Source organism: Streptococcus oralis (assembly GCF_002386345.1).
Classification (GTDB): Bacteria; Bacillota; Bacilli; order Lactobacillales; family Streptococcaceae; genus Streptococcus; species Streptococcus oralis_S.
Genome location: NZ_CP023507.1, coordinates 913608 through 934367 on the forward strand (window position 1 = coordinate 913608; position 20760 = coordinate 934367).

Genomic DNA, 20760 nt, shown 5'->3' on the forward strand with positions numbered 1-20760 from the left:
TTTTGTAAGACAGGCGTGAATATCAAAAATTTATTATGAAAGATACCTTCTAGTCCGTAATTCGTTTGTACATTTCTGGTCTTCTATCACGAAACAGTCCCCAGTTGAGGCGTTCGCTTGCTCCCTTATCAAGGTCATAAGTGGCTAACAGAACAGCTTCACCTTGTCTTTCAGCTTGCTCTAGAATAGCTCCTGTTTCATCTGTCATAAAGGAGGAACCGTAGAAGTCAAGACTGGAACTTTGTCCACCATTTTCCTCACTAGGAGTGACTTCTTCCAAACCGTAACGATTGACTGCAATGACTGGGACAATATTAGCTGCTGCGTGCCCTTGCATAGTACGTTGCCAGTGACCACAACTGTCTGTATCCAAAATTGGTTCTGAACCGATTGCTGTTGGATAAAAGAGTAACTCTGCTCCATTTAATGCAAGACATCTCGCTGTTTCAGGGAACCATTGATCCCAACAGATACCAATACCAATCTTGGCATAGCGAGTATCCCAGATCTTGAAACCAGTGTTGCCAGGAGTGAAATAAAACTTTTCTTGATAATAATGATCATCTGGTATGTGGGTCTTCCGATAAACGCCCAGCACTTCTCCATCAGCATCAATAACGGCGATAGAGTTATACAAGACATTGCCATCTTTTTCATAGAAACTGATTGGTAAAACAACTTCTAGTTCCTTAGCAATCGATTTAAAATGCTGAATGGCTATATTTTCTGTCACCGACTGGGCATACTGATAATAGTCATACTGACGTTCCTGACAAAAATAAGGACGTTCAAACAACTCCGGCAAGAGAATGATTTGTGCGCCTTGTTTTGCAGCTTGGCGAACTAAACGTTCCGCTGTTTGGATATTCGTTGCCACATCCTTAGCGCATTGCATCTGAATGGCTGCAACTCTTACATTTCTCATCTTTTTCTCCTATTCTGGGATTTGTTGGGTGATACAGTGGATATTGCCACCACCTAAAAGAATATCTCTGGCTGGTATTCCTACAACTTTTCGGTCTGGGAAACACTTGCTGAGAATATCTAGGGCTACTTGGTCGTTAACATCCTCAAACTGTGGAACTAAGACAGCCTTGTTGGCAATATAGAAATTGACATAGGAAGCTGCAAGACGCTCGCCCTCATAACGCTCCTCTTCCCCATATTCATAGGTATAACCTGGTAAATCCTCCTTAGTGACAACCTGACGAATAGCTGGAATAGGAAGCTTATGAATAGTGAAAGTGCGACCTTTTGCATCCGTTTCCTTTTCTAAAATCTCAAGGTCGGCTGCAGACATAGCATACTGAGGATCGCTTTTATCGTCTGTCCAAGCTAGAACAAGCTCTGCAGGACCAACGAAGGCTGCTACATTATCAACGTGCTCGTTTGTCTCATCTTGATAAATACCATAGGGAAGCCAGATAACTTTTTCAGCGCCAAGGCTCTCCAATAAGGTGTTTTCGATTTCCTCTTTAGACAGGTGGGGATTGCGTCCAGGACTTAGAAGACAACTTTCAGTCACAAGAATGGTTCCTTGACCATCGCTATGGATCGCTCCACCTTCCAGTACAAAAGGTTTAGCATCGTAAACAGGTATTTTCAAGATCTCAGCAAAACGACTAGCTACTTGGTCATCCTCTTCATAATCTTGATAAAGACCATCCACGGCCCCACCCCAAGCATTGAATGACCAATCAACTGCCAACTTTTCTCTTTTGTCATTAACAAGAATGGTCGGACCAGTATCACGCGCCCAGGCATCATTTGTCGGAATATCTAAATAAACGACCTTGTCTCCTAGATAGGATTGGGCTTCAGATAGATGAGCCTGATCCACCAAGAGATAGACTCTTTCCCCTTGGGCTATGTTTTTTATAATTTGGCTAAATGCTCTTTTGGCAGCCTTTCCTTGAAAGGGCCACGAACCTGGTCGAGTCGGCCAGATCATGAGGGTACCATGATGGGGTTCATATTCTGCTGGCATACGAAAGCCTAATTTTTTTGGAGTTTCTATCATGATAATCTCCCTTTAAAGTCTTGATAGTCGAAGGCTTTGACTAAGCTGCAGTCCTCCTGCTCGTTCATAAGATAGAGACTTGGCAAGCCAATACCGTTAAAGGTATTATTTTTGACAAAGGAGTAAATAGCCATATCTTCAAAATAAAGTCTATCACCGATTTGGATTGGATTTTCAAAGCTATAATCGCCAATCACATCACCCGTCAGACAGGTATTGGAAGAAAGTCTATAGGTATGGGCTTTTTCCTGCGGTTCAAATCCATTTCTCAAAGGTGGACGATAGGGCATTTCAAGTACATCAGGCATATGGCAGGTCGCGGAGGCATCTAAAACCAAAATATCCATACCGTTTTCGACAATGTCCAATACTTCAGTTGCTAGATAACCCGCATTGAGAGCAATAGCTTCTCCCGGCTCGATATAGACTTCAAGATTGTAAGTTTCTTGGATACGCTTGATTTCAGAAATTAGCAAATCCACATCATAGTCTTCTCTAGTGATGTGGTGTCCACCACCCATATTGAGCCATTTGACCTCATGTAAATAAGGACCAAACTGCGCTTCGACTGCTTTCAAGGTTGTCTCTAAATCATCTGCCCCCTGCTCGCAAAGGGTATGAAAATGAAGACCATCCACCAAGTCCAGCAAATCACTAGGAATCTTGTCTATAGTGACTCCAAAACGGGATCCAGGTACACAAGGATCATAGAGCGCGTGATCACCTTGGGTAGAACATTGAGGGTTGAGGCGCAAACCGACACTGATACCAGCCTCTCGGCAACGAGGACCATGTTTACGCAACTGTCTCTCTGAGTTAAAGACGATATGGTCCGTTATCTCCAGCAATTCCTCCAAGTCTGCATCCTTGAAAGCAGGTGCAAATACATGGACTTCCCCCGGAAACTCTTCTCTAGCTAGCTTAGCCTCATAGAGACCACTAGCCGTCGTACCAGATAGGTACTGGCTAATCAAGGGATAGGTTTTGTAGAGAGAATAAGCCTTCTGGGCCAGTAAAACCTTGCAGCCCGCTTCTTCCTGAACATATTGTAGAATGCGACAGTTTGCTTCTAACTTGGCCAAATCAATGACGTAAGCTGGTGTGGGTACTTGTTCTAACTTCATTAGTCCACCATTTGCGGATTTTCTACCACAACCCAAGGCAATCCGTACTCATTCAAAGCTTCCATGAATGGATCTGGATCCAACTCTTCAAGGTTGTAAACTCCAGGTTGTTTCCAAGTTCCGTTCATCACTAATTTGGTCCCAATCATGGCTGGAACGCCTGTTGTGTAAGAAATTGCTTGTGAACCAACTTCTGCGTAACATTCCTGATGGTCGCAAACATTGTAGATATAGATAGTCTTTTCAACACCGTCTTTGACACCTGTAAAGATACAGCCGATATTGGTTTTTCCAACTGTACGTGGGCCAAGGCTGGCTGGATCAGGAAGCAAGGCTTTTAAGAATTGAATCGGTACAATGTCCTGTCCATTAAAGTTAATAGCATCCGTACGAAGGAGACCAACGTTTTCCAAGCATTTCATGTGCGTTAGATAAGATTGGCCAAAAGTCATAAAGAAACGAATCCGTTTAACACCTGGAATGTTTTTGGCCAATGATTCGATTTCTTCATGGTGAAGGAGATACATGTCTTTTTGTCCAACCTGAGGGAAATCGTACTCACGCTTGATTGACATGGCTTCGACTTCGACCCATTTTCCATCTTCCCAGTAAGAACCTGGCGCAGAAACCTCGCGGAGGTTGATTTCTGGGTTAAAGTTTGTTGCAAATGGATAACCGTGGTCACCACCATTACAGTCTAAAATGTCGATATAGTGGATTTCATCAAAATAGTGTTTAAGGGCGTAGGCAGAAAAGACGCTGGTCACACCTGGGTCAAATCCAGATCCAAGAATAGCTGTCAAGCCTGCTTCTTTGAATTTCTCCTGATAAGCCCACTGCCATGAGTAGTCAAAATAGGCTGTAAAACCTAGTTCCTCACAACGTTTCTCATAAATGGCACGCCATTCTGGGTCTTCTGTGTCCTCAGCCTCATAGTTGGCGGTATCGATATAGTGGATACCTGTTGCCAAGCAAGCATCCATAATTGTTAAATCTTGATATGGTAAAGCTACGTTCAAAACAGCTTCTGGTTTGTAGCTATCAATTAAGGCAATCACTTCTTCAACCTTGTCAGCGTCAAGGGCAGCTGTCTCAATCTTTGTACTTGTTTTACCTTCCAGTTTAGCCTTCAAGTCATCACATTTTGACTTGGTACGGCTAGCAATCATAATCTCTGTAAAGGTTTCGCTATCTTGGCAAATCTTTGAAATAGCAACTTGGGCAACGCCCCCACATCCAATAACTAATAAACGACTCATTTTTTCCCTTCCTCTTCTTCTAAAATGTCCTCAACATACTTGGGCAACATAAAGGCTCCCACGTGTAAGTTTGCAGTGTAGTATTCTGTGAAAAGCTGGCGTTTTTTCCAGCCTTCCTTGTCAAAATCTTTAACAGGATGGTATTTTTTCGATGCAAATCCAAACAACCAATAGCCAGCTGGACTGGTTGGGATATGCGCCTGATAGACCCGACTGATTGGAAAGGCTTGATTGACCTTGCGGTGCATGCTTCGGCAAGCTGACTCATCCTCGTCAAAGAAGGGACTCCCATGCTGATAGATCATGATTCCGTCCTCTTTCAAGGCTCTGTAACTGTTTCCGTAAAATTCCTTAGTAAAGAGCCCTTCCGTATGTCCAAATGGATCTGTCGCATCGTTGATAATGATATCGTAATCATCCTCACAGTTTCGTAAAAATCTCAGTCCATTTTGATAGTAAATGGTAACACGAGGGTCATCTAATCCAGCAGCAAAATCTGGGAAATATTCACGACAAACCTCAACCAGCATTTCATCTGGTTCAACGATATCGATTTGTTCCAATTCTGGATACAGTGTCAAAACTTGGGCAACACCGCCGTCGCCACCCCCAATAACCAATACTTTCTTAGGATTAGGATGGACAGCCATGGGTACGTGGACGGTCATTTCATTGTAGACAAAATCATCCGCATCTGAAAACAAGACGTGCCCATTTAAAATCAGTATTTTCCCAAAAGCTGGCGTATCTAATACTTCGATATCCTGCCATTCACTCTTACCAGCGTAGAGTTGCTTGGCTGTTCTCAGGGACAATTTCACATCTGGAGTATGAACTTCAGAAAACCATAAATCCATCTAGTTCTCCTTTCTCTTAATGACGTTGATATGATTGACCTCTGGATCTTCCGTCCCTTGGAGGGAGCAACCACGTTCCTTGGCAAATTGGATATAGTCTACAATTTCTAGTGTAATGCGTTCACCTGGAGCTAGGATTGGAATTCCTGGAGGATAACACATGACAAATTCCCCACAGACCTGTCCAACGGATTCATCCAATGTTAAACTTCTTCTCTCTGAATAAAAGGCTTCCTGAGGAGACAGGACCAACTCGGGTTGAATATATTCTCCAGCTATCAAGTCCTTTCCATCTCGTGAGTAAAGTCTCTTAATATCAGCTAAAGCACCAACCAGACGCTCAATGTCTTGGATGCGGTCACCAATTGAAATATAGGCCAATATATTGCCAATATCCCCAAACTCGATCTGAATATCGTATTCGTCTCGTAGGAGGTCATAAACCTCGATACCTGTTAACCCAATCCCCTGAGTGTACACTGACAGCTTGGTCACGTCAAAATCACAGACTGACACACCGTCTATCAATTCTTTTGAGTAGGCATAGTAACCACCGATAGCATTGATTTCACGACGAGCGTACTCGGAGAGCTCAATGACTTTTTCAAAAGACTCTTTACCACGAAGAGCTAAGTTTCGTCGAGAAATATCCAAACTAGACATAAGTAGGTAAGAGGCAGATGTTGATTGGGTCAGGTTGATGATCTGACGAACGTACTCAGGATTCATCTGCTCCCCAAGAAGTAAAATGGAGCTCTGAGTCAAACTCCCACCAGACTTATGCATAGAGACCGCCGCAATATCAGCTCCAGCATCCATAGCTGACAATGGCAATTTGTCTGTAAAATGCAAATGCGCTCCATGGGCTTCATCCACTAAAACCAGCATGCCCGCTTCATGGGCCATTTCCGTTAAACCCTTGAGGTCCGAACAAATTCCATAGTAAGTAGGATTGTTGATTAGGATAGCTTTAGCATCTGGATGTTCCTTAATGGCCTGGGCCACCCGTTCATTTTCAAGACCTAAAGCAATGCCAATTTTAGGATCTACACTCATCTCGATATAGATGGGAATGGCACCACATAGAACCAGCGCATTGATAGCAGATTTGTGGACATTTCGTGGCAGAATAATCTTATCTCCTGCCTTACAGGTCGAAAGAATCATGGTCTGAACTGATGAGGTTGTTCCCCCAATCATGAGAAAGGCGTGGGCTGCTCCAAAAGCATCTGCTGCCAACTCCTCTGCATCCCGAATAATCGAAATGGGATGGCCTAGATTATCCAAGGGTTTCATCGAATTGACATCAATACCAACACATTTTTCCCCTAACAGTTCGACAAGTTCTGGATTTCCTCGTCCACGCTTGTGACCTGGCACATCAAAGGGAACAATCCTTTTCTTGCGTAGCTTGACCAAGGCCTCGTAAATTGGGGCTTGGTTTTGATCTAACTTCTTCAAGACATACTCCTTTACCATATTTTTAGCACCTCAAGAAGATAAAGGTGACTAAAGGTTGACTAAGGTTGACTTATGAAAAAAGAGCAGGTTTTCACCTGCTCTGCAATCTTCTGACGTGTTTATTTTGGTTTCTGTTGAGTATGTCTGTTCCCGATGTTTCCTAACTCTCTAGTAGCAAATATTACGTACTTTATTGATCGTTTCACAAGATGACGTGTGCTTTCACCACACTAAAATTTATGAATTAGGACAAGCGTCCTAACATCAACTTATAAAAGTAGGCTTTTAACCCTATCAATAATGTGGCTTTTCAACCACGCTTCGGCATTCAACCCTGCCTGTCCGTAGGCATTTTTTACTCGGGTTTATATTTGCTAGAAAACATCTTCTCATTTTCTAAGCCTTATAACTATATCATGTTTATAAGAGCTTGTAAAGGATTTTGTGAAACTTTTTTAAAGAATTTCTTTTTTTGTTCGTGAAATATTATTCAATGACAAAAAGAAATCGCTTTAAAACGTCAAAGAAGTAAGAAAAAAGAAACTACAATCATTAGATATTTTAATAATCTTAAAGTATGACTTGATATTGAAAATCAATTCTTTTCATCAGATTTTATACATATTTCCAGCTAGGAAGTGTGAATCAACTGCTCCAATTCTACTTTTGAAAGCTGTCCTTGTTTGTAAAGTTTTCTAAGTAAGTCCTCATCTACGGTAATTGAATAATAGTACTCTACAAACTCATGAAATTTCTCAAAACTGTCAAAGAAATAGGATAATAACCATTCGCCACCGTCCTGATCTTGGTAGGTATTTTGATGCTCTTGTCCGTCATACCAGATAAAGAAGGTTGTTTCATCTTTTTGCTCTTCTGAGTAAAGGTTTTGATACTTTTCATCCAGTCCTTTATAAAATCCGTCTATGATATCTTGATTCCACTCATCCGCAGCAAATTGACTCAAACTGCTTTCATGATCAAAGCCCTTTATAAAAATCATTTTATCAGTAAAGATCACATCTAGAGAATCGCCAGAACCGTTGTCGATAAGGTAACGGACCCCATAGCACTCCTCAGTCTTACTGATCAATCGAAGCCAGGGCTTGTTTGGATCTGTTCGATACTCAACAATGACAAGCAAGGCATCTAAACGCGTCTTTGCATTTTCCCATTCAATTTTTTCCATCTCTTTAATCCTCCATCTTAAAGCTTAAAATCTATTATGCTTACAAATTCTATAACCAATTTCTATCTATTCCGCCCAACTATACTGTGGAATATTTCCTTCACCAGACAAGTCATCAGGTGTACAATTTTCTAGATGTGCATTCATCACGCACCTGACTAACAGTTGGTAAAAGTAGTTAACAAATAGTCACTAAGACATTTCCTTTGAGTGTTAAGATTTTCTTATAAAAGTTTTTCATTTTTACAAAACAGGTTCGAATATCATCCTTGATTTCTTCCTCTTCATCAAGATAATCCCAAATATCGGGATACAAATCTGCCTTCTTGCATGCTTCCATGCTAAAGTCTGCCAGAGCCCTATCCATGTCAAAATTCTCTAAAGCTTGAACAATCTCAGCTATCTTTGAGTGTTCAGTATAGGCTGCATACTCTGATACATTTTCTAAAGGAGTTTACTCCCAAGACAGCTTCTCTCAAGGGGTCGTCATCCATAAATTCTGAACTACTAAAACCTGTCATAACAAAGAGTAAGACATCCCACATTTTGTCAATATCTATCAACGTATCATTTCCCTCAGGATAATCTTCTACTAAGTCAAGCAAATCCTCTTCTTGACAAGAATACCGCTTTATTTGGCTTAATTCATTGTCAGATAGATATTGATAATTAGCAATCATTCCCATAATGTTTCCTCCTATTAGTCCCCTTTCTTGAAAAAGGCAAGAAATCTACTGTTTTTGGATACTTCTCCTTATTTCTCATTCTCATCTTCTGTCACTTCCCAGACTTCTGACTGATAACCCTCACCATCTATATCATAGCGCTGCATATAGCCTAAAAATCTTTCTTTTTTATTTGACTTACGAGGCTTGAGAATGTTTACAGCCCAGAATCCGATAAGAATAATAACTAAAAGCGCTATTACAGTCTCCATATTGCTTCTCCTTTGCCTATCTTAATATCCTTCAACCCATTTTTCATTGTCCATGATGAAAGGCTTAGCAAGTCCGTCACCTGTATAATCCGCATACTTTGTAGCTAAATACTTGTAACAATCCTCTTTACTCGCAAACTTAATAGCTTGATAGGGCTCTTCAAAAGTCAGTTTCTCTACAAATAAGAAACCCTCCTCAGCTGGCACTAAAACACCAACATGCCCGACAAAAAGATACTCTCCATCCAAATTGTCATGCAATACAACAGACAACATTCGAGCTTTATCATTGAATTGAAACTGAGAGAAGAATTTCTCCATCTTCTGCGCGTGAACTTTTACATCCGTCGTTGCTTCCGTCTCCACTCTAGAAAATAGAATATCAAACTCTTCCTTATCTTTCGCATCAAATACTTTTCCCTTATCGATAGCATCGTTATCCACAAAAAGCAGCTGATCATTCTTTTCAAGTTTTGGAATGGTGACCGAATTTTTTAAGAGCGCATAGCTATTGATGCGACAGTTGGTCCCAACAAAGTCACCCTTTTTTTGATTCCAGAGATTGCTGATTTTCTCTACGTCGTATTCTGTCTTCGTAAAAGAGGTAAAATCCCCACTTAAACCAGTGGAGCCGACAGTCACATTATAGTCTGTAACAAGATTGAAAAATGCCTCAACACTATTTGGATCCAAGTGAGCTGATAAGAGAGATTTGACCTCTTCGGAACTTACCTGACTGTTTAAATTGGTATATGAAGCCGTCCAAGGAACTTTATCTGAACTGGTCTGTGTCTGATTTGTAGCTTCAGTGCTCGTATTATTTTGCTGACAAGCAGCCAAACCAAGAAATAAGGGCAAACACAGTCCCAAGGCTACTACTTTTCTCGATCGTTTCATGAAATTTCCTTTCTAAAGCACAAGTCCCTATTTTTCTTTAAACACTCTTCACTAATCCCTCATCCGGTAATCCGTGACTTAGCTTTATTATACTACATAAGTCAAAAAAAGACTGCACGAATCACCCATTCATTACAGCCTTTTTAATCCTATTTTTTATTGAATCACAAAACCTTTAGGCAATATCACCAGTTGCTGCTCCAATACTTGGCAATGACTTGCTAGAGCTACAACATCACTATCTACAAGATAATTTTCAGTTGATTGGTTAAAAACAGCTTGGATTTTTTGTCCATCATAATCCCATGCCAGAGATACCACATCTGGCTTGATTTCTTTCAGTCTATAGGTCCCGTTCTGAATTATATCTGAGACACTCTTGCGAAGCTGAATCAACTTCTTCATAAAATTAAGCATGTCATTACTGTCTGAAACACGTTCCCAAGGCATGACACGACGACAATCTGGATCTGGTCCTCCACCTAACTCCAACTCTGTTCCATAGTAGAAACACGGTGTCCCTCTTTGTAAAAAGAGGAAAGCAAGAGCCGACTTAACGAGTTGAACATCTTCCTTGGCAGTAGTCAAAATGCGCTCCGTATCATGCGAATCCAAAAGATTGAACATCACTTCCGAAATCTGTTGTCTATAGTACATAGACTGGCTATTGATTTCATCGATAAATTGAGGTGTCTTCTTAGTCCCTCGCAAGAAATAATCCTTGATACTGTCAGAGAGAGGATAGTTCATGACTGCGTGGAATTCATCTCCATTTAGCCAGGGCTGTGAAGTGTGCCAAACCTCTCCAAGAATATAAAGGTCAGGCTTTTTAGCCAAGACAGCCTTATGGAAATCTCTCCAAAATTGATGGTCTACTTCATTTGCTACATCCAGGCGCCATGCATCGATATCAAACTCTTCAATCCAGTAAGTCGCAACGCTTAACAGATAGTCTCTCACTTGAGGATTGGCCGTATTGAGCTTGGGCATATAGCTGGCAAAGGCAAAGGTATGGTAAGGGAGTTTTCTTGGGTTTCCCAGCTTATCCTTGGTCACGGGGAATTCTTGAACATGGAACCAGTCTTTATATTCCGACTTTTCACCATGCTTGAGAACATCCTGCCATTGTGGAGACTGGTCCCCGATATGATTGAAAACAGCATCCAGCATGATTTTCATGCCCCTCTGATGGGCTCCCTCCACCAGTTTACGGAAGATTTTCTTGTCTCCAAAATGACGGTTAATTTCGAAATAATCCGTCGTATTATACTTGTGATTGCTCGGGGATTCAAAAATCGGACAGAGATAAAGACCTGTAATCCCTAAGTCTTGCAAGTAATCCAGATGGTCAATAATGCCTTGTAAATCACCACCAAAGAAATCGCTCGTCTTTGGTTTGATAGAGGAATCCCAAACTAGCGTACCTTCAAGTGAAATCTCAGGGTTCCCATTAGCAAAACGTTCTGGAAAAATCTGATACCAAACTGTATCGGCCACCCAGTCAGGAACATGGCAAGCATCAATCTCATGAATATAAGGAATTTTAAAGCCATTTCCTTCATAATGAAGATTTTCTAGTGTGTTTTCAACACATCCCTTATCGCCATATAAAATACTCTGATTTTGGTTATCTATGAGTTCAAAAAGATACTGGAGTCGAGCATGGCCGACCGTAATCTCCACTTGCCAGTAATCAAACAAGGCATCGGAAGTTACTTTGTGCATCTTCTTGATTGCTTCATAATGGTCCTCTATAAAGATAAAAGGATCTCCATAATGTAAGCTAATGCTTTCAATATCATCTTTCTTGGTCCGGATACGAATGTGCATTGTCTTGTCTTTATAAAGATAAGCATACTCCGACTCTGGTTTGTGGTAAATGGCTGGTAATTCCATTGTTCTGTCTCCTGATTTACTTGGTTGCATTAACGACGCAAACGTTTTCATGATTGTGATTCTAGTATACTACTTTCGTATTTTATTTGCAAGGTTTGTTCGTAGTTTCGAGTGGATTGTTTTTGAGAATAAAAAAGCAGTAAGTCTTAATACCTACTACTTTCTGATTGATGATTTACAAATGTTTTTCCAGCCACTCTATCTTTTTAAAATCCTTATTGTTATTGTGGTCATTTCTATAAGAATCTTGGGAAGAAGCCTTGTAAATACTTAAAAACTGTTCTAGGTTTGGTACACGAAATGTGATGTCATCGAGATGAATCAACTCTATATCCGATTCCGAAACTCCTGCAAAATCAGGTAAAGAATTGATACTTCCAAACTCAGCACTCAGACCATCCTTTTGGAATTCATGCTCATGAATATCTATTAAAACGTAGCCTAAGCCTTTCATCACTTTCATTATCTTGTCCCAGTCATAAATCCGGAGATGATCAGGTGCTTCCCATCCTCTAGGATCTCCAGGAACATGAATGTCAATGTCAGATGGCTGCCATTCTTCATTTGAACGGTATTCAAAACCCAAAGACCCCATGAGCGTCGGAGTGATTCCGACTTGGTTTAAATGAGAACAAATTGTTCGAAATTCATCAAGTAGAGAATTCATTCCTCCTCCAATCGTTGATATGAAACTTTATTTCTCTGTGAGAGATAAACTAATTTTTACCTTCTACTCTTTCGGTTTTGAAAATACTTCTACTCGCTGAGCTAGGACTTTGATTTCAACAGGTAGGTTATCCGATTTATCGCCGTCAACATCTGACTCCAATTCACTATCTGAAGAGATCTTAATATTACGCGCTCTGATATACTCAATATTATCATTGCCGACAACATCTCCTTTTAGTAAATCAGGAATGACGGATAATTTAGAGAATATAGAAGCATCTTTTAGAATCAAAATATTGGCATAGCCATCCTTGTCTTCTTCAAAGATTTTCTTATCAGCGAAGTAATTTGTCAAGAGAACCAAAACATGACTAGCTTCACCAACATAATTTCCATTTTCTGTCTCGACATTAATATTAAAGACCTGATCCGTCATGACAGACTTCATGGTATTTACAGCATAGGCAAAAATACCGAATTTTGTCTTGTCCTCAATCTCCACATTGTGAATCGCCTCAGGCAGAGAACCGATACTAAAGATATAACCAAAATAGTTATCATTTGCTTTACCTATATCAATCTTGTTGGTTAAATTAAAATCGAGTTCATCTATCGCGTCATCAATGTCTTGATTGATTTCCAACAGTTTCGTAATGAGGTTACCAGTACCGCCAGGGATAATCCCTAACTTCGGAATGTAGTCTCTCTCAGCAATACCTGAAATAACTTCATTGACAGTCCCGTCCCCTCCAAACACAACCACTGCATCATACTGCTCACGAGACGCTTCCTCAGCAAAGTGTGTTGCGTCTAACGCTTTTTCGGTAATTTTGGTTTCCACATGCTCAAAATATTCTTTTGCTTTATTCTCCAGCTTTTCTTTGTAATCCAAAGCCTTTTCCCCACCAGAGGTAGGGTTGATAATTAACATTACTTTTTTTATTGATAATACTCCTTTAATAGTTACAAAAATTCTAGTAACTAATTATATCACTTGAGTTATGGAAACGCCATCCAAATGCTTGAAAAATCGAATCCACTAACTAGAATAGATACGTTAATGTATCAAGCACTAACCTCAACTTAAACAAGAATAAATACTTATTGTTAACAATCCACTACTTTACTTTTTCGACAATTTTATATAATCCATTAAGTATAAAATGGCTGAAACAAATGCGAACACACTGGAAAATCCAGCTAATATCGGAATAAAACCAATAATAGATGCAATCAAAAGAAACTGATAAGTCTTCTTATTGACTTTTGATTCTTCATCATGAAGAAGGAATGCTACAAAACCAAAAAACAGCAATATTAAACAAGTTGAAAAGTAGATTCCATCCCAACTAGAAAGTCTAACAAGCTTAGGTATCACCCAGTAAATGATTTCAAATTTCCACATTTTAGAAGAAAGGTAAGTAATCGTTAAAGCTCCAATTAAAGAAATAACTCCGTTTATTAGCAATAATTTATTTGATTTCACACTTAATCCTTTTTATCCTTTTCTGTACTTATTCATCGCTAATTAATAGATTCACTATTTAAAAATTCTTTAGACTTCCGTACGATATAGAGCTGTTCATCTTCTTGAGCGAGTTTTCTAAACAACTCATTCGCCCTGGTCATATCTCCTTTTAATTTAGAGTTCAAAGCTTGATAATAAGTGATTTCCAATTGTTGATATTTAAATTCGTTTTCCAATTCTTCAAAGTAATCATTGGATTGATGAGCAATTGTTAAATCGTAAAGCGCAATACTTACGCTTTTTGTTTTCTCAGCTAGAGTTGGATCTGATATGGACATTTTATTTAATATAAGATCAAGCTGGTCCCTGGTCAGATTAGGGTTTGCAAGAACTGTCGAACGAACGAGGTAACTCTCAAAGAAATCCCTGTATTTCGGCTTCAGTTTTTGATCAGTCATTGCTTCAGAAGCCTCCTTAATGGCAGCATCGAAATCACCAATCATATAGGAATACCCAACAGATGTTAGTGTCACATCCATTTTTATAATAGCTCTTTTTGCATCTTTCTTCAATTCAATGTATTGCTTCCAAGATGGTAAATCTAAGTCCATATGCAGTAACTTAGTACCACTCCTTACATACCCTCTTCTGATTAGTGCAATGAAAAGAAATAAAAGTGCACTTATGAATAAAATACAAAGGGTTTGAGTAGTCCTATCTTTCACCATCCAAGCTACAAAAAGACTGAGAAGAACAGCCAAAACAATCACGACTTTTCTATAAAATGCATATTTCTTACGTATTTCTAAATAATTCATTTTTACTCCTTTTCTAAATTACAATGTGGCATTACGAGAGAAGTTCTGAACCTTAAATGAGTCATTGACTAACAAAATGCTTCACGAATAAGTTTAATACTTGAATCAATATCATTTATTCTATATTTTCTCAATCTTTTCAACCTCAATTTGACCATGCTTGTATGGATGAGCGATTGGAAAACTTCCTAGAGTAAACATGAAAAAGAATAACGATATGATTCCATTGATTACCAAAAAAGCCCCTTCTGTTCCATTATTCAAACCAAGAAAGAAAAGTAAACAAAGGGCAATTGCTCCAACCAAAGGATATACTCCTCCGTTACTTTTTTTAATAGTTGTAAAGGTCACTGTGTATTTATTGCTGTTTTGAGGAATCCATTTATCTGCTTTATTATGGGATAACTTTAATGAAATCAGAATGGCAAAATAAGAAATCAGCATAGAAATTGCAAAGAGAAATAACTTTATTAACAATTGGTCACTAAGGTTGTTTTGAATAAAAAGTTTCTTTAAGATATCATAGCTAACCTTGACAATTGGTTGAACGATAATGGCTACCATTGTCGCATTTACAGGTCTTCTAGGTTTAATTGCAAACTGGTTATTATTCTTTTCAATCTCTACCATGTTCACTGTAATCGTATCTGTTTTTATTCCCCAATAATAGCTCTTTGGGCTTATAGTACTTGTATCCATGACATACTTCTTCGATTCGTGATTTATCTGAACAATTTGAAAGCACATCATGCTTGAATTTTTAAATTTTAATTACACGTCTATTCCTCAAATACTTTCTAATTAATTCCCTAATTTTTTCTTATAAAATAACCCAATGTGACCTGCAAAATAGGATCATAAACAGCTTTCATCTTAACTTATAACTTCTCTATTCTATCAAAAATAATCTCTTGCTTTTCGACACTTTCTCGGAGTGGTGACATGCCTAAAATCACTGTAAAAAATCCCAATAATAGAATACTATTAATAACAAGTAAGGCTCCCTCTGTTCCATTAACAGTATATAGATAAAATGCAAAACATCCAAGAGTCGGAACAAGGATAAAAGGAAGAAGTTTGTAATGTTTTAATTGACGTTTATTTCCAACTGGTTTAAAGGTTATTTTATAATTTGTAACGTTATTCTCAAGTCTTTTTTGGACGCTATGACGAGCTCTTATGGCAATGAACCAGAAAGCAAGATAAGCTAGGGAAATGAATAGGCCATATAAGCCTATCTTTAAAGGAAGGTTATGACTAATCCCATTGTTTCTAAAAAAATTTGTCACAAGCCGATAGCCAGATCCCCCTATTGCTGTACCAATTGTAATCCCAATTGATTTACTCATAGTTGGAGCTACACTCTCAAAACGCATATCTCTTTTATCTAACTTTTGCATTTTTGCAGTAATTTCATCGGGAAGAGAACCCCAGAAATAGGATTTTGGTCTAACAGTCGTCAAATCTAGAATATACTTTTCTCCCTCTACTTCTACTATTTTGAAAAATACTTTATTCGTTTCTTTAAATTTTACCTTCATAGTCACCTTTAAATCCTTCTCAGAGTTAAAAAACTCTTTTCAATAACATTCCTAAATCGTTAGCCCCGTTTTTTAATAATAGTTAAACCAATTTTGACAGACATCTCTTTCGATGTTAACTGTATTGTGATCCCATAATTTGTTTTATCTGAGTAATTTACCCTGATTTGGCATGTAGTTTCCTCTGGTAGATCATATTTGATTTTCAGTTTCTGAAAGAGTTCAGACTGAGTTTCTGGCTGGTAGATAATTTCACTAAGCTCTGTTGTTCCAGTTCTTAACGTTCTTTTTACATTCAAGGAGTCAAAAACATCTCTTTTGACAACTAAGTTAAGAATTTCTTCATCAAATAAAGGATCTATCGCTGAATCGTAATGCAACTTGCCATTAGAATAACTAACGGGAACCGTTTTTTTATTTTCTCCGATTTGTATTCTATAGTCGCCCTTACCATCTGCCTTGGTAATGTCTAGGTCGATTTCACATCTTTTGACTTCGTCACCATTTTTTATATAGACGCTGCTTTTATAAGCTTCCAGCCCATTAAAATCCTTCTGCTCTTGTTCCAAAAATTTAAACATAGGATCAAACGTTTTTTCAAACTCGTACTGTTCCCTTGTTCTGTTTTTGGGAATGGTTTCACCACCCAAACTACAAGCATTCAATGAAGATGCTGTCATAAGAATAACAAGAACCCCAGTTACCCATAAACACCATTTAAACTTTTTCATATTTTACTTAATCCTTTTTTCGAGTCATAACAGTAAGATTTTTTCAAAAATTTATAAATGTTTAGTTAAACTTACACTAGTTCTACGTCGACTCCAGCTTTAGCAAAAGTTTCCTTAACTTGTTCAAAATTACTTGACATGATTGTCGCTTGTTTTAAATTTGGGAACTGCTTTAATTCAACCAAACTAACCTCATTCAAATCAAAAGTACTATCCTCACCATCCCACTGAGGAATCAGATTCATAAAAATTTCATTACCGCCATCCATATCAATCTCTTTTACAAGACTTGCATACTTCTGTGAAATCTGAAGATTTTTAAAGTATTCTAAGGCAGGCTCTACAAGTTCTGTACTTTCTGTATCAATATCCAACTCGCTAAATTCCTCTGAAAAATCAAAAATATCAAAAGCTGGCTTTAAAATATCTAAATCATACATCAATACTTGGATAATAGCTAGTTTAAAATTCAGATTATCAAAATGAAGATATTTTTCTTGAACAACTTTTGGATTTGATTTTTGACGTTCATGCTTGATTTCTGGATAGTAAGAAATGGTGAGTGGATATCTCATTACATCTGGTCTTCCATTAAAATTGGTTCCATGAGGGGTCCATAAAATAAAATTGAAATCCCCAGTTCTGTGTCTATCATAAAGAAAATAGGGAGGCTTCCCATCAGTGGATACTACGGCTTGACAAGGCATCTTGGGTAATTCTTCTTCTCCAAACATAGGTTTTACAACATCACCATAGTAGAAACTGATTGTAGAAAGTAGATGCTCATCATCAATATAGACCCTGCATTTCTTTAAATGATTCCGGATAGAAGACGAATGTTCAAATACAATACCAGCATTGTCGTAAACGTACTTTATGTATTTACTTTCTTTTTTGACAACCTGATCAGGCTTTCCTAACACGGCCTCAATATCTTTCAAAGATAAAGGAAAAGACAAGCTGGTTCCGTTCATTACCATTGAATTGTCATGAAAATTGATTTCGAGGTTTTTAGGATCTTTCTTTTTAAAAAAATTAAACATTCGATTCTCCTATTTATAATTTGTTTATCTAAATGCATCAAATCTATTTTTCTAACGTTAGAAAATTTACTGTATAAAATAAGGTTTTGCCGTATTTTTCGTCCATAGGATTAAAAAAGCAGGAAGCCTTCTTACCTTAAAATGAAAAGGTGAGAGGATTAGCTACGTTTCACTAACAAACTTACACATTCAGCGGTTCGGATTTACCGTATCATCCGTGAAAAAACAATCCTCACGAAATAATGGAAAGTCTTTTGTTTTAATATTGTTCCATTCGTAAACTGAACCTACAATATCTCCAATAATAGATCCTAGCATGGCATTTCTCCTTATAAACTATTGGTTTAGACAGACATTTCTATTTGTCATACTCTTTTATTTTATCTGCATATTTAGTCAAAAGTTTTTTTGAATAAACTTTTTCTTTCTTTGAGTCTCGAACTTCTTTCCAAAGAATAGAAGCTACTTTTAGTTTGTTCGAGTAGTTGCCACTATTTTCGTCTGCACAGAAATCCTTTAAAAATTGATTCCATTGACAAACCGAATGGTCATACTTGGCATAATCTGAATCTCCATAATAAACTTTTAGCATATCTTGGATTGTAAAACTCAAATCATGTTCTCTTTTGACTTTTCTCCAGGCAGTGGCCATATCAGCAGTAAATTTAAAGGGCGAAACACCTGTTAGAGTTGAGAAATATTCTCTAAAGTGTGCATTAAAGGCGAATCCACATTCAAGTAAGGGCGTATCTAAAGTAACGACTTCTACTTGTTTCTTCTTGCTTTTTATTGATGATTTTTTAATCAAATTCCCCTTGAAGTACTGCTCAATAATATCATTGAGTTCCTGTTTTGTACCTCTATATTCAAGCCCTAATGACTTGCATATCTGTGAAAGTTCATCACGATACCAATAGTATTTATTAAATTCATCAAAGGATGTGATTTTATCAAACCCAGGTCTACTCTCTATCAATATTTTACCTCCTTAAAAACAGTTTAGGTTGTCATCTCAAAATAATGGAGTTTTAGTTTCTTTATTTTGAGGATTAGCAATGTTTCACTAACAAACTCACACACTCAGCGGTTCGGACTTACCGTATCATCAGTGAGATACAAAGTCTTTTCCATCTTCTAAAAAATCAAACACGACTAAATCTTTAGAATAATCATTTTGGTACAATTCCAATAGATACATATTTCATTTTCCCAATATTTGAAAAACTAACCGATATTTTAAGCAACTTACAATCAAATTATCTAGCCTTAATATACGCATTTATCATATAACGAAGATAATTAAGTTTGGTTTATCCAGGATCGACATCTATAGAAGTTATTTTGTAACCATCATTATTGTATAAAAATTCTAATTGTAGGGTTAAATCTACTAATTCAGAATCGGAGGTCATCTCATATTCAACAACAAAGCCAGTTTGATCATTAAATTCATAAACTTGTAGTTGGGAGTACTCATAATTCGGATGGAAATTACAATCTACACCATATTCATCAATTTTATCAAAATCATTTAATTGTAATGAATCGTCAATATATTCAAGTAACTCTCTTACATCATCAACTTCTGAACCATCAACACAATCCAAAATATCTCTATAATTATTTAGATGAATTGCTCTTAAAATCTTTTTAAGTATTTCAATTACTTTTTCTTCATCTAGGTAGTTTTCTTTGTACTCAAAATCATCGAATATTCCCATGATAATACTTCCTTTTTGTAATCAACTTTAAATCTTATAAATATTAAAAATGTTTCACTAACAAACTCACACACTCAGTGGTTCGGACTTACCGTATCATCCGTGAAAAAACAATCCTTCCGAAATAATGGAAAGTCTTTCGTTTTGATATTATTCCATTCGTAAACTGAACCTACAATATCTCCAATAATTGCTCCTAGCATAAGATTCCTCCTTATGGCATATCAGATTCGTTACACATTTCTAATGAGTCACTCTTTAAAAATGGCACCACCAAATCAATCCACTCATAAGGCAGGTAAGCTGATAAATAACCGTGGTTATAGCCCTTTGCTTCATACAAAATTGTGTTTGAATGTAGCTGATGAAATAATTTCGCTGATTCTTTCACACAGTTCAATTCTTTTTCACCATAGATATACAGAACCTGAGCCTTGCTAGCAGAAATCATATCTTTCAGCTTGTAACATCCCATATAGTTTTTGTAAATGGTCACCAATGTTTTGATAGGCGTCCTTGGCAAATCCTCCAAATAATAATCTTTTATTTCCTCTGGATAAGCCAGTTTAGGATAGAGTTTGTTCATCATGCTTAACTGAAGTTTGCAAGAGAATTTATTGAACATCAGTTTACCAAATAGAGACACTAGAAAGATGCTGATTTTAGCTAACCTTGGTTGAGGAATACAAAGGCTTCCATCTATGATGGCCTTCTCAGCAATTTCACTGTCTAAAGATAAAAGCTCCATGGCAATTTGACCACCAAGTGAAACACCACCGATTGCAAACAATTTCCCACCACAGTTTGCTTTGATATAGTCTAGAATCTCCAAAGCAGAATCTTCAGTAGAAACATAATCAAGTTGATATTCCTCGCCGTGGCCATTCAAAGTGGGTAGAATAATACGGTATTCTTCTGACAGGATTCGTGCTTGACGAAGATAATTCCACCAAGAACTGCCACCACCATGTATCAGTAAAATAGGAGGCAAATTCTTATCACCAAATTCATGGAATTTCATGTTTAAACTCCTTACTGTAGGACTTTCACTAGCTACACCCTTGTTTAATCAGCTCGTACAAGCAGTGATGTCTCATCAAATAGAAAAGTCTCTAACATTGATTATCTAGAA

At 37.7% G+C, this 20760-nt stretch carries 23 protein-coding genes and 1 pseudogene; all 24 read right to left on the minus strand.

The genetic code is table 11. The features are described 5' to 3' along the window. Positions 1 to 49 precede the first annotated feature (49 nt). The 24 genes and pseudogenes from aguB to CO686_RS04675 all read right to left on the minus strand — a co-directional run bounded on the left by aguB (position 50) and on the right by CO686_RS04675 (position 20649). A complete protein-coding gene (gene aguB / locus CO686_RS04560; protein ID WP_001246741.1) occupies positions 50 to 925 on the minus strand; it encodes an N-carbamoylputrescine amidase in 876 nt (291 codons plus the stop codon). Positions 926 to 934: 9 nt separating this feature from the next. Next, entirely contained in the window at positions 935 to 2020 is a 1086-nt protein-coding gene (aguA, locus tag CO686_RS04565; protein WP_000573466.1) for an agmatine deiminase, read from the minus strand. After that, a complete protein-coding gene (gene nspC / locus CO686_RS04570) occupies positions 2017 to 3144 on the minus strand; it encodes a carboxynorspermidine decarboxylase (RefSeq protein ID WP_033606436.1) in 1128 nt (375 codons plus the stop codon). The genes aguA and nspC overlap by 4 nt, the downstream gene beginning before the upstream one ends. Then, positions 3144 to 4403: a saccharopine dehydrogenase family protein gene (locus CO686_RS04575; RefSeq protein ID WP_096753575.1), complete on the minus strand. Its 1260-nt coding sequence runs from the start codon at positions 4401 to 4403 to the stop codon at positions 3144 to 3146. The genes nspC and CO686_RS04575 overlap by 1 nt, the downstream gene beginning before the upstream one ends. Next, positions 4400 to 5260 carry a polyamine aminopropyltransferase gene (speE, locus tag CO686_RS04580; RefSeq protein WP_000366713.1) on the minus strand — a complete coding sequence of 287 codons (861 nt, stop codon included), beginning with the start codon at positions 5258 to 5260 and terminating at the stop codon, positions 4400 to 4402. Before speE ends, CO686_RS04575 begins: the two co-directional genes overlap by 4 nt. Continuing rightward, a complete protein-coding gene (locus CO686_RS04585) occupies positions 5261 to 6721 on the minus strand; it encodes an aminotransferase class I/II-fold pyridoxal phosphate-dependent enzyme (protein WP_049549884.1) in 1461 nt (486 codons plus the stop codon). A gap of 631 nt (positions 6722 to 7352) precedes the next feature. Next, positions 7353 to 7907, minus strand: a complete 555-nt coding sequence (locus CO686_RS04590) for a hypothetical protein (RefSeq protein WP_000411074.1) — start codon at positions 7905 to 7907, stop codon at positions 7353 to 7355. Positions 7908 to 8085: 178 nt separating this feature from the next. Continuing rightward, positions 8086 to 8593: pseudogene (locus tag CO686_RS10550) on the minus strand (YfbM family protein). 68 nt (positions 8594 to 8661) lie between these two features. Further along, on the minus strand, positions 8662 to 8844 hold the full coding sequence (locus tag CO686_RS04600) for a hypothetical protein (protein ID WP_000450744.1): 183 nt from the start codon (positions 8842 to 8844) through the stop codon (positions 8662 to 8664). A gap of 21 nt (positions 8845 to 8865) precedes the next feature. Further along, positions 8866 to 9741: a DUF4300 family protein gene (locus CO686_RS04605; protein ID WP_000830951.1), complete on the minus strand. Its 876-nt coding sequence runs from the start codon at positions 9739 to 9741 to the stop codon at positions 8866 to 8868. A gap of 156 nt (positions 9742 to 9897) precedes the next feature. Then, positions 9898 to 11637 carry a glycoside hydrolase family 13 protein gene (locus CO686_RS04610; protein ID WP_049501040.1) on the minus strand — a complete coding sequence of 580 codons (1740 nt, stop codon included), beginning with the start codon at positions 11635 to 11637 and terminating at the stop codon, positions 9898 to 9900. 175 nt (positions 11638 to 11812) lie between these two features. After that, positions 11813 to 12304, minus strand: coding sequence for a phosphoribosylanthranilate isomerase (locus CO686_RS04615; RefSeq protein ID WP_049549879.1), 492 nt, complete (start codon positions 12302 to 12304; stop codon positions 11813 to 11815). Between the two features lie 63 nt (positions 12305 to 12367). Further along, positions 12368 to 13249 (minus strand): diacylglycerol/lipid kinase family protein, encoded by an 882-nt coding sequence (locus tag CO686_RS04620; protein WP_000757440.1) that lies wholly within the window; start codon positions 13247 to 13249, stop codon positions 12368 to 12370. 180 nt (positions 13250 to 13429) lie between these two features. Next, entirely contained in the window at positions 13430 to 13792 is a 363-nt protein-coding gene (locus CO686_RS04625) for a hypothetical protein (RefSeq protein ID WP_000841303.1), read from the minus strand. 38 nt (positions 13793 to 13830) lie between these two features. Further along, positions 13831 to 14592: a hypothetical protein gene (locus CO686_RS04630; RefSeq protein WP_001108321.1), complete on the minus strand. Its 762-nt coding sequence runs from the start codon at positions 14590 to 14592 to the stop codon at positions 13831 to 13833. A gap of 120 nt (positions 14593 to 14712) precedes the next feature. Next, entirely contained in the window at positions 14713 to 15342 is a 630-nt protein-coding gene (locus CO686_RS04635; protein WP_000968448.1) for a DUF443 domain-containing protein, read from the minus strand. A 128-nt stretch (positions 15343 to 15470) separates the two neighbouring features. Beyond that, on the minus strand, positions 15471 to 16133 hold the full coding sequence (locus CO686_RS04640; RefSeq protein WP_096753576.1) for a DUF443 domain-containing protein: 663 nt from the start codon (positions 16131 to 16133) through the stop codon (positions 15471 to 15473). Positions 16134 to 16192: 59 nt separating this feature from the next. Continuing rightward, positions 16193 to 16864, minus strand: coding sequence for a hypothetical protein (locus CO686_RS04645; RefSeq protein WP_000713811.1), 672 nt, complete (start codon positions 16862 to 16864; stop codon positions 16193 to 16195). A 71-nt stretch (positions 16865 to 16935) separates the two neighbouring features. Next, a complete protein-coding gene (locus CO686_RS04650; RefSeq protein ID WP_000481649.1) occupies positions 16936 to 17907 on the minus strand; it encodes a DUF6892 domain-containing protein in 972 nt (323 codons plus the stop codon). Between the two features lie 189 nt (positions 17908 to 18096). Beyond that, the gene (locus tag CO686_RS04655) at positions 18097 to 18225 is read right to left on the minus strand and encodes a hypothetical protein (RefSeq protein ID WP_000901527.1); all 129 of its coding nucleotides are present in this window, start codon (positions 18223 to 18225) and stop codon (positions 18097 to 18099) included. A gap of 40 nt (positions 18226 to 18265) precedes the next feature. Continuing rightward, positions 18266 to 18883, minus strand: a complete 618-nt coding sequence (locus CO686_RS04660; RefSeq protein WP_000573130.1) for an SAP domain-containing protein — start codon at positions 18881 to 18883, stop codon at positions 18266 to 18268. Between the two features lie 334 nt (positions 18884 to 19217). Next, on the minus strand, positions 19218 to 19628 hold the full coding sequence (locus CO686_RS04665; protein WP_000510789.1) for a DUF7668 domain-containing protein: 411 nt from the start codon (positions 19626 to 19628) through the stop codon (positions 19218 to 19220). A 74-nt stretch (positions 19629 to 19702) separates the two neighbouring features. Then, positions 19703 to 19831 carry an ADP-ribosylglycohydrolase gene (locus CO686_RS10555; RefSeq protein ID WP_084849648.1) on the minus strand — a complete coding sequence of 43 codons (129 nt, stop codon included), beginning with the start codon at positions 19829 to 19831 and terminating at the stop codon, positions 19703 to 19705. Between the two features lie 11 nt (positions 19832 to 19842). Further along, positions 19843 to 20649 carry an alpha/beta hydrolase gene (locus tag CO686_RS04675; RefSeq protein ID WP_084849647.1) on the minus strand — a complete coding sequence of 269 codons (807 nt, stop codon included), beginning with the start codon at positions 20647 to 20649 and terminating at the stop codon, positions 19843 to 19845. Positions 20650 to 20760: the final 111 nt, after the last annotated feature.

What these genes read in the sequence shown, in the direction of transcription:
- CO686_RS10555 (WP_084849648.1), bottom strand. Translation starts at nt 19,831, where the DNA reads ATGCTAGGAGCAATTATTGGAGATATTGTAGGTTCAGTTTACGAATGG.
- CO686_RS04655 (WP_000901527.1), bottom strand. Translation starts at nt 18,225, where the DNA reads ATGCTAGGATCTATTATTGGAGATATTGTAGGTTCAGTTTACGAATGG.
- CO686_RS04675 (WP_084849647.1), bottom strand. Translation starts at nt 20,649, where the DNA reads ATGAAATTCCATGAATTTGGTGATAAGAATTTGCCTCCTATTTTACTG.
- speE (WP_000366713.1), bottom strand. Translation starts at nt 5,260, where the DNA reads ATGGATTTATGGTTTTCTGAAGTTCATACTCCAGATGTGAAATTGTCC.
- CO686_RS04575 (WP_096753575.1), bottom strand. Translation starts at nt 4,403, where the DNA reads ATGAGTCGTTTATTAGTTATTGGATGTGGGGGCGTTGCCCAAGTTGCT.
- CO686_RS04590 (WP_000411074.1), bottom strand. Translation starts at nt 7,907, where the DNA reads ATGGAAAAAATTGAATGGGAAAATGCAAAGACGCGTTTAGATGCCTTG.
- CO686_RS04645 (WP_000713811.1), bottom strand. Translation starts at nt 16,864, where the DNA reads ATGAAAAAGTTTAAATGGTGTTTATGGGTAACTGGGGTTCTTGTTATT.
- CO686_RS04610 (WP_049501040.1), bottom strand. Translation starts at nt 11,637, where the DNA reads ATGGAATTACCAGCCATTTACCACAAACCAGAGTCGGAGTATGCTTAT.
- CO686_RS04665 (WP_000510789.1), bottom strand. Translation starts at nt 19,628, where the DNA reads ATGGGAATATTCGATGATTTTGAGTACAAAGAAAACTACCTAGATGAA.
- CO686_RS04650 (WP_000481649.1), bottom strand. Translation starts at nt 17,907, where the DNA reads ATGTTTAATTTTTTTAAAAAGAAAGATCCTAAAAACCTCGAAATCAAT.
- CO686_RS04605 (WP_000830951.1), bottom strand. Translation starts at nt 9,741, where the DNA reads ATGAAACGATCGAGAAAAGTAGTAGCCTTGGGACTGTGTTTGCCCTTA.
- CO686_RS04600 (WP_000450744.1), bottom strand. Translation starts at nt 8,844, where the DNA reads ATGGAGACTGTAATAGCGCTTTTAGTTATTATTCTTATCGGATTCTGG.
- aguB (WP_001246741.1), bottom strand. Translation starts at nt 925, where the DNA reads ATGAGAAATGTAAGAGTTGCAGCCATTCAGATGCAATGCGCTAAGGAT.
- aguA (WP_000573466.1), bottom strand. Translation starts at nt 2,020, where the DNA reads ATGATAGAAACTCCAAAAAAATTAGGCTTTCGTATGCCAGCAGAATAT.
- CO686_RS04635 (WP_000968448.1), bottom strand. Translation starts at nt 15,342, where the DNA reads ATGATGTGCTTTCAAATTGTTCAGATAAATCACGAATCGAAGAAGTAT.
- CO686_RS04640 (WP_096753576.1), bottom strand. Translation starts at nt 16,133, where the DNA reads ATGAAGGTAAAATTTAAAGAAACGAATAAAGTATTTTTCAAAATAGTA.
- nspC (WP_033606436.1), bottom strand. Translation starts at nt 3,144, where the DNA reads ATGAAGTTAGAACAAGTACCCACACCAGCTTACGTCATTGATTTGGCC.
- CO686_RS04615 (WP_049549879.1), bottom strand. Translation starts at nt 12,304, where the DNA reads ATGAATTCTCTACTTGATGAATTTCGAACAATTTGTTCTCATTTAAAC.
- CO686_RS04630 (WP_001108321.1), bottom strand. Translation starts at nt 14,592, where the DNA reads ATGAATTATTTAGAAATACGTAAGAAATATGCATTTTATAGAAAAGTC.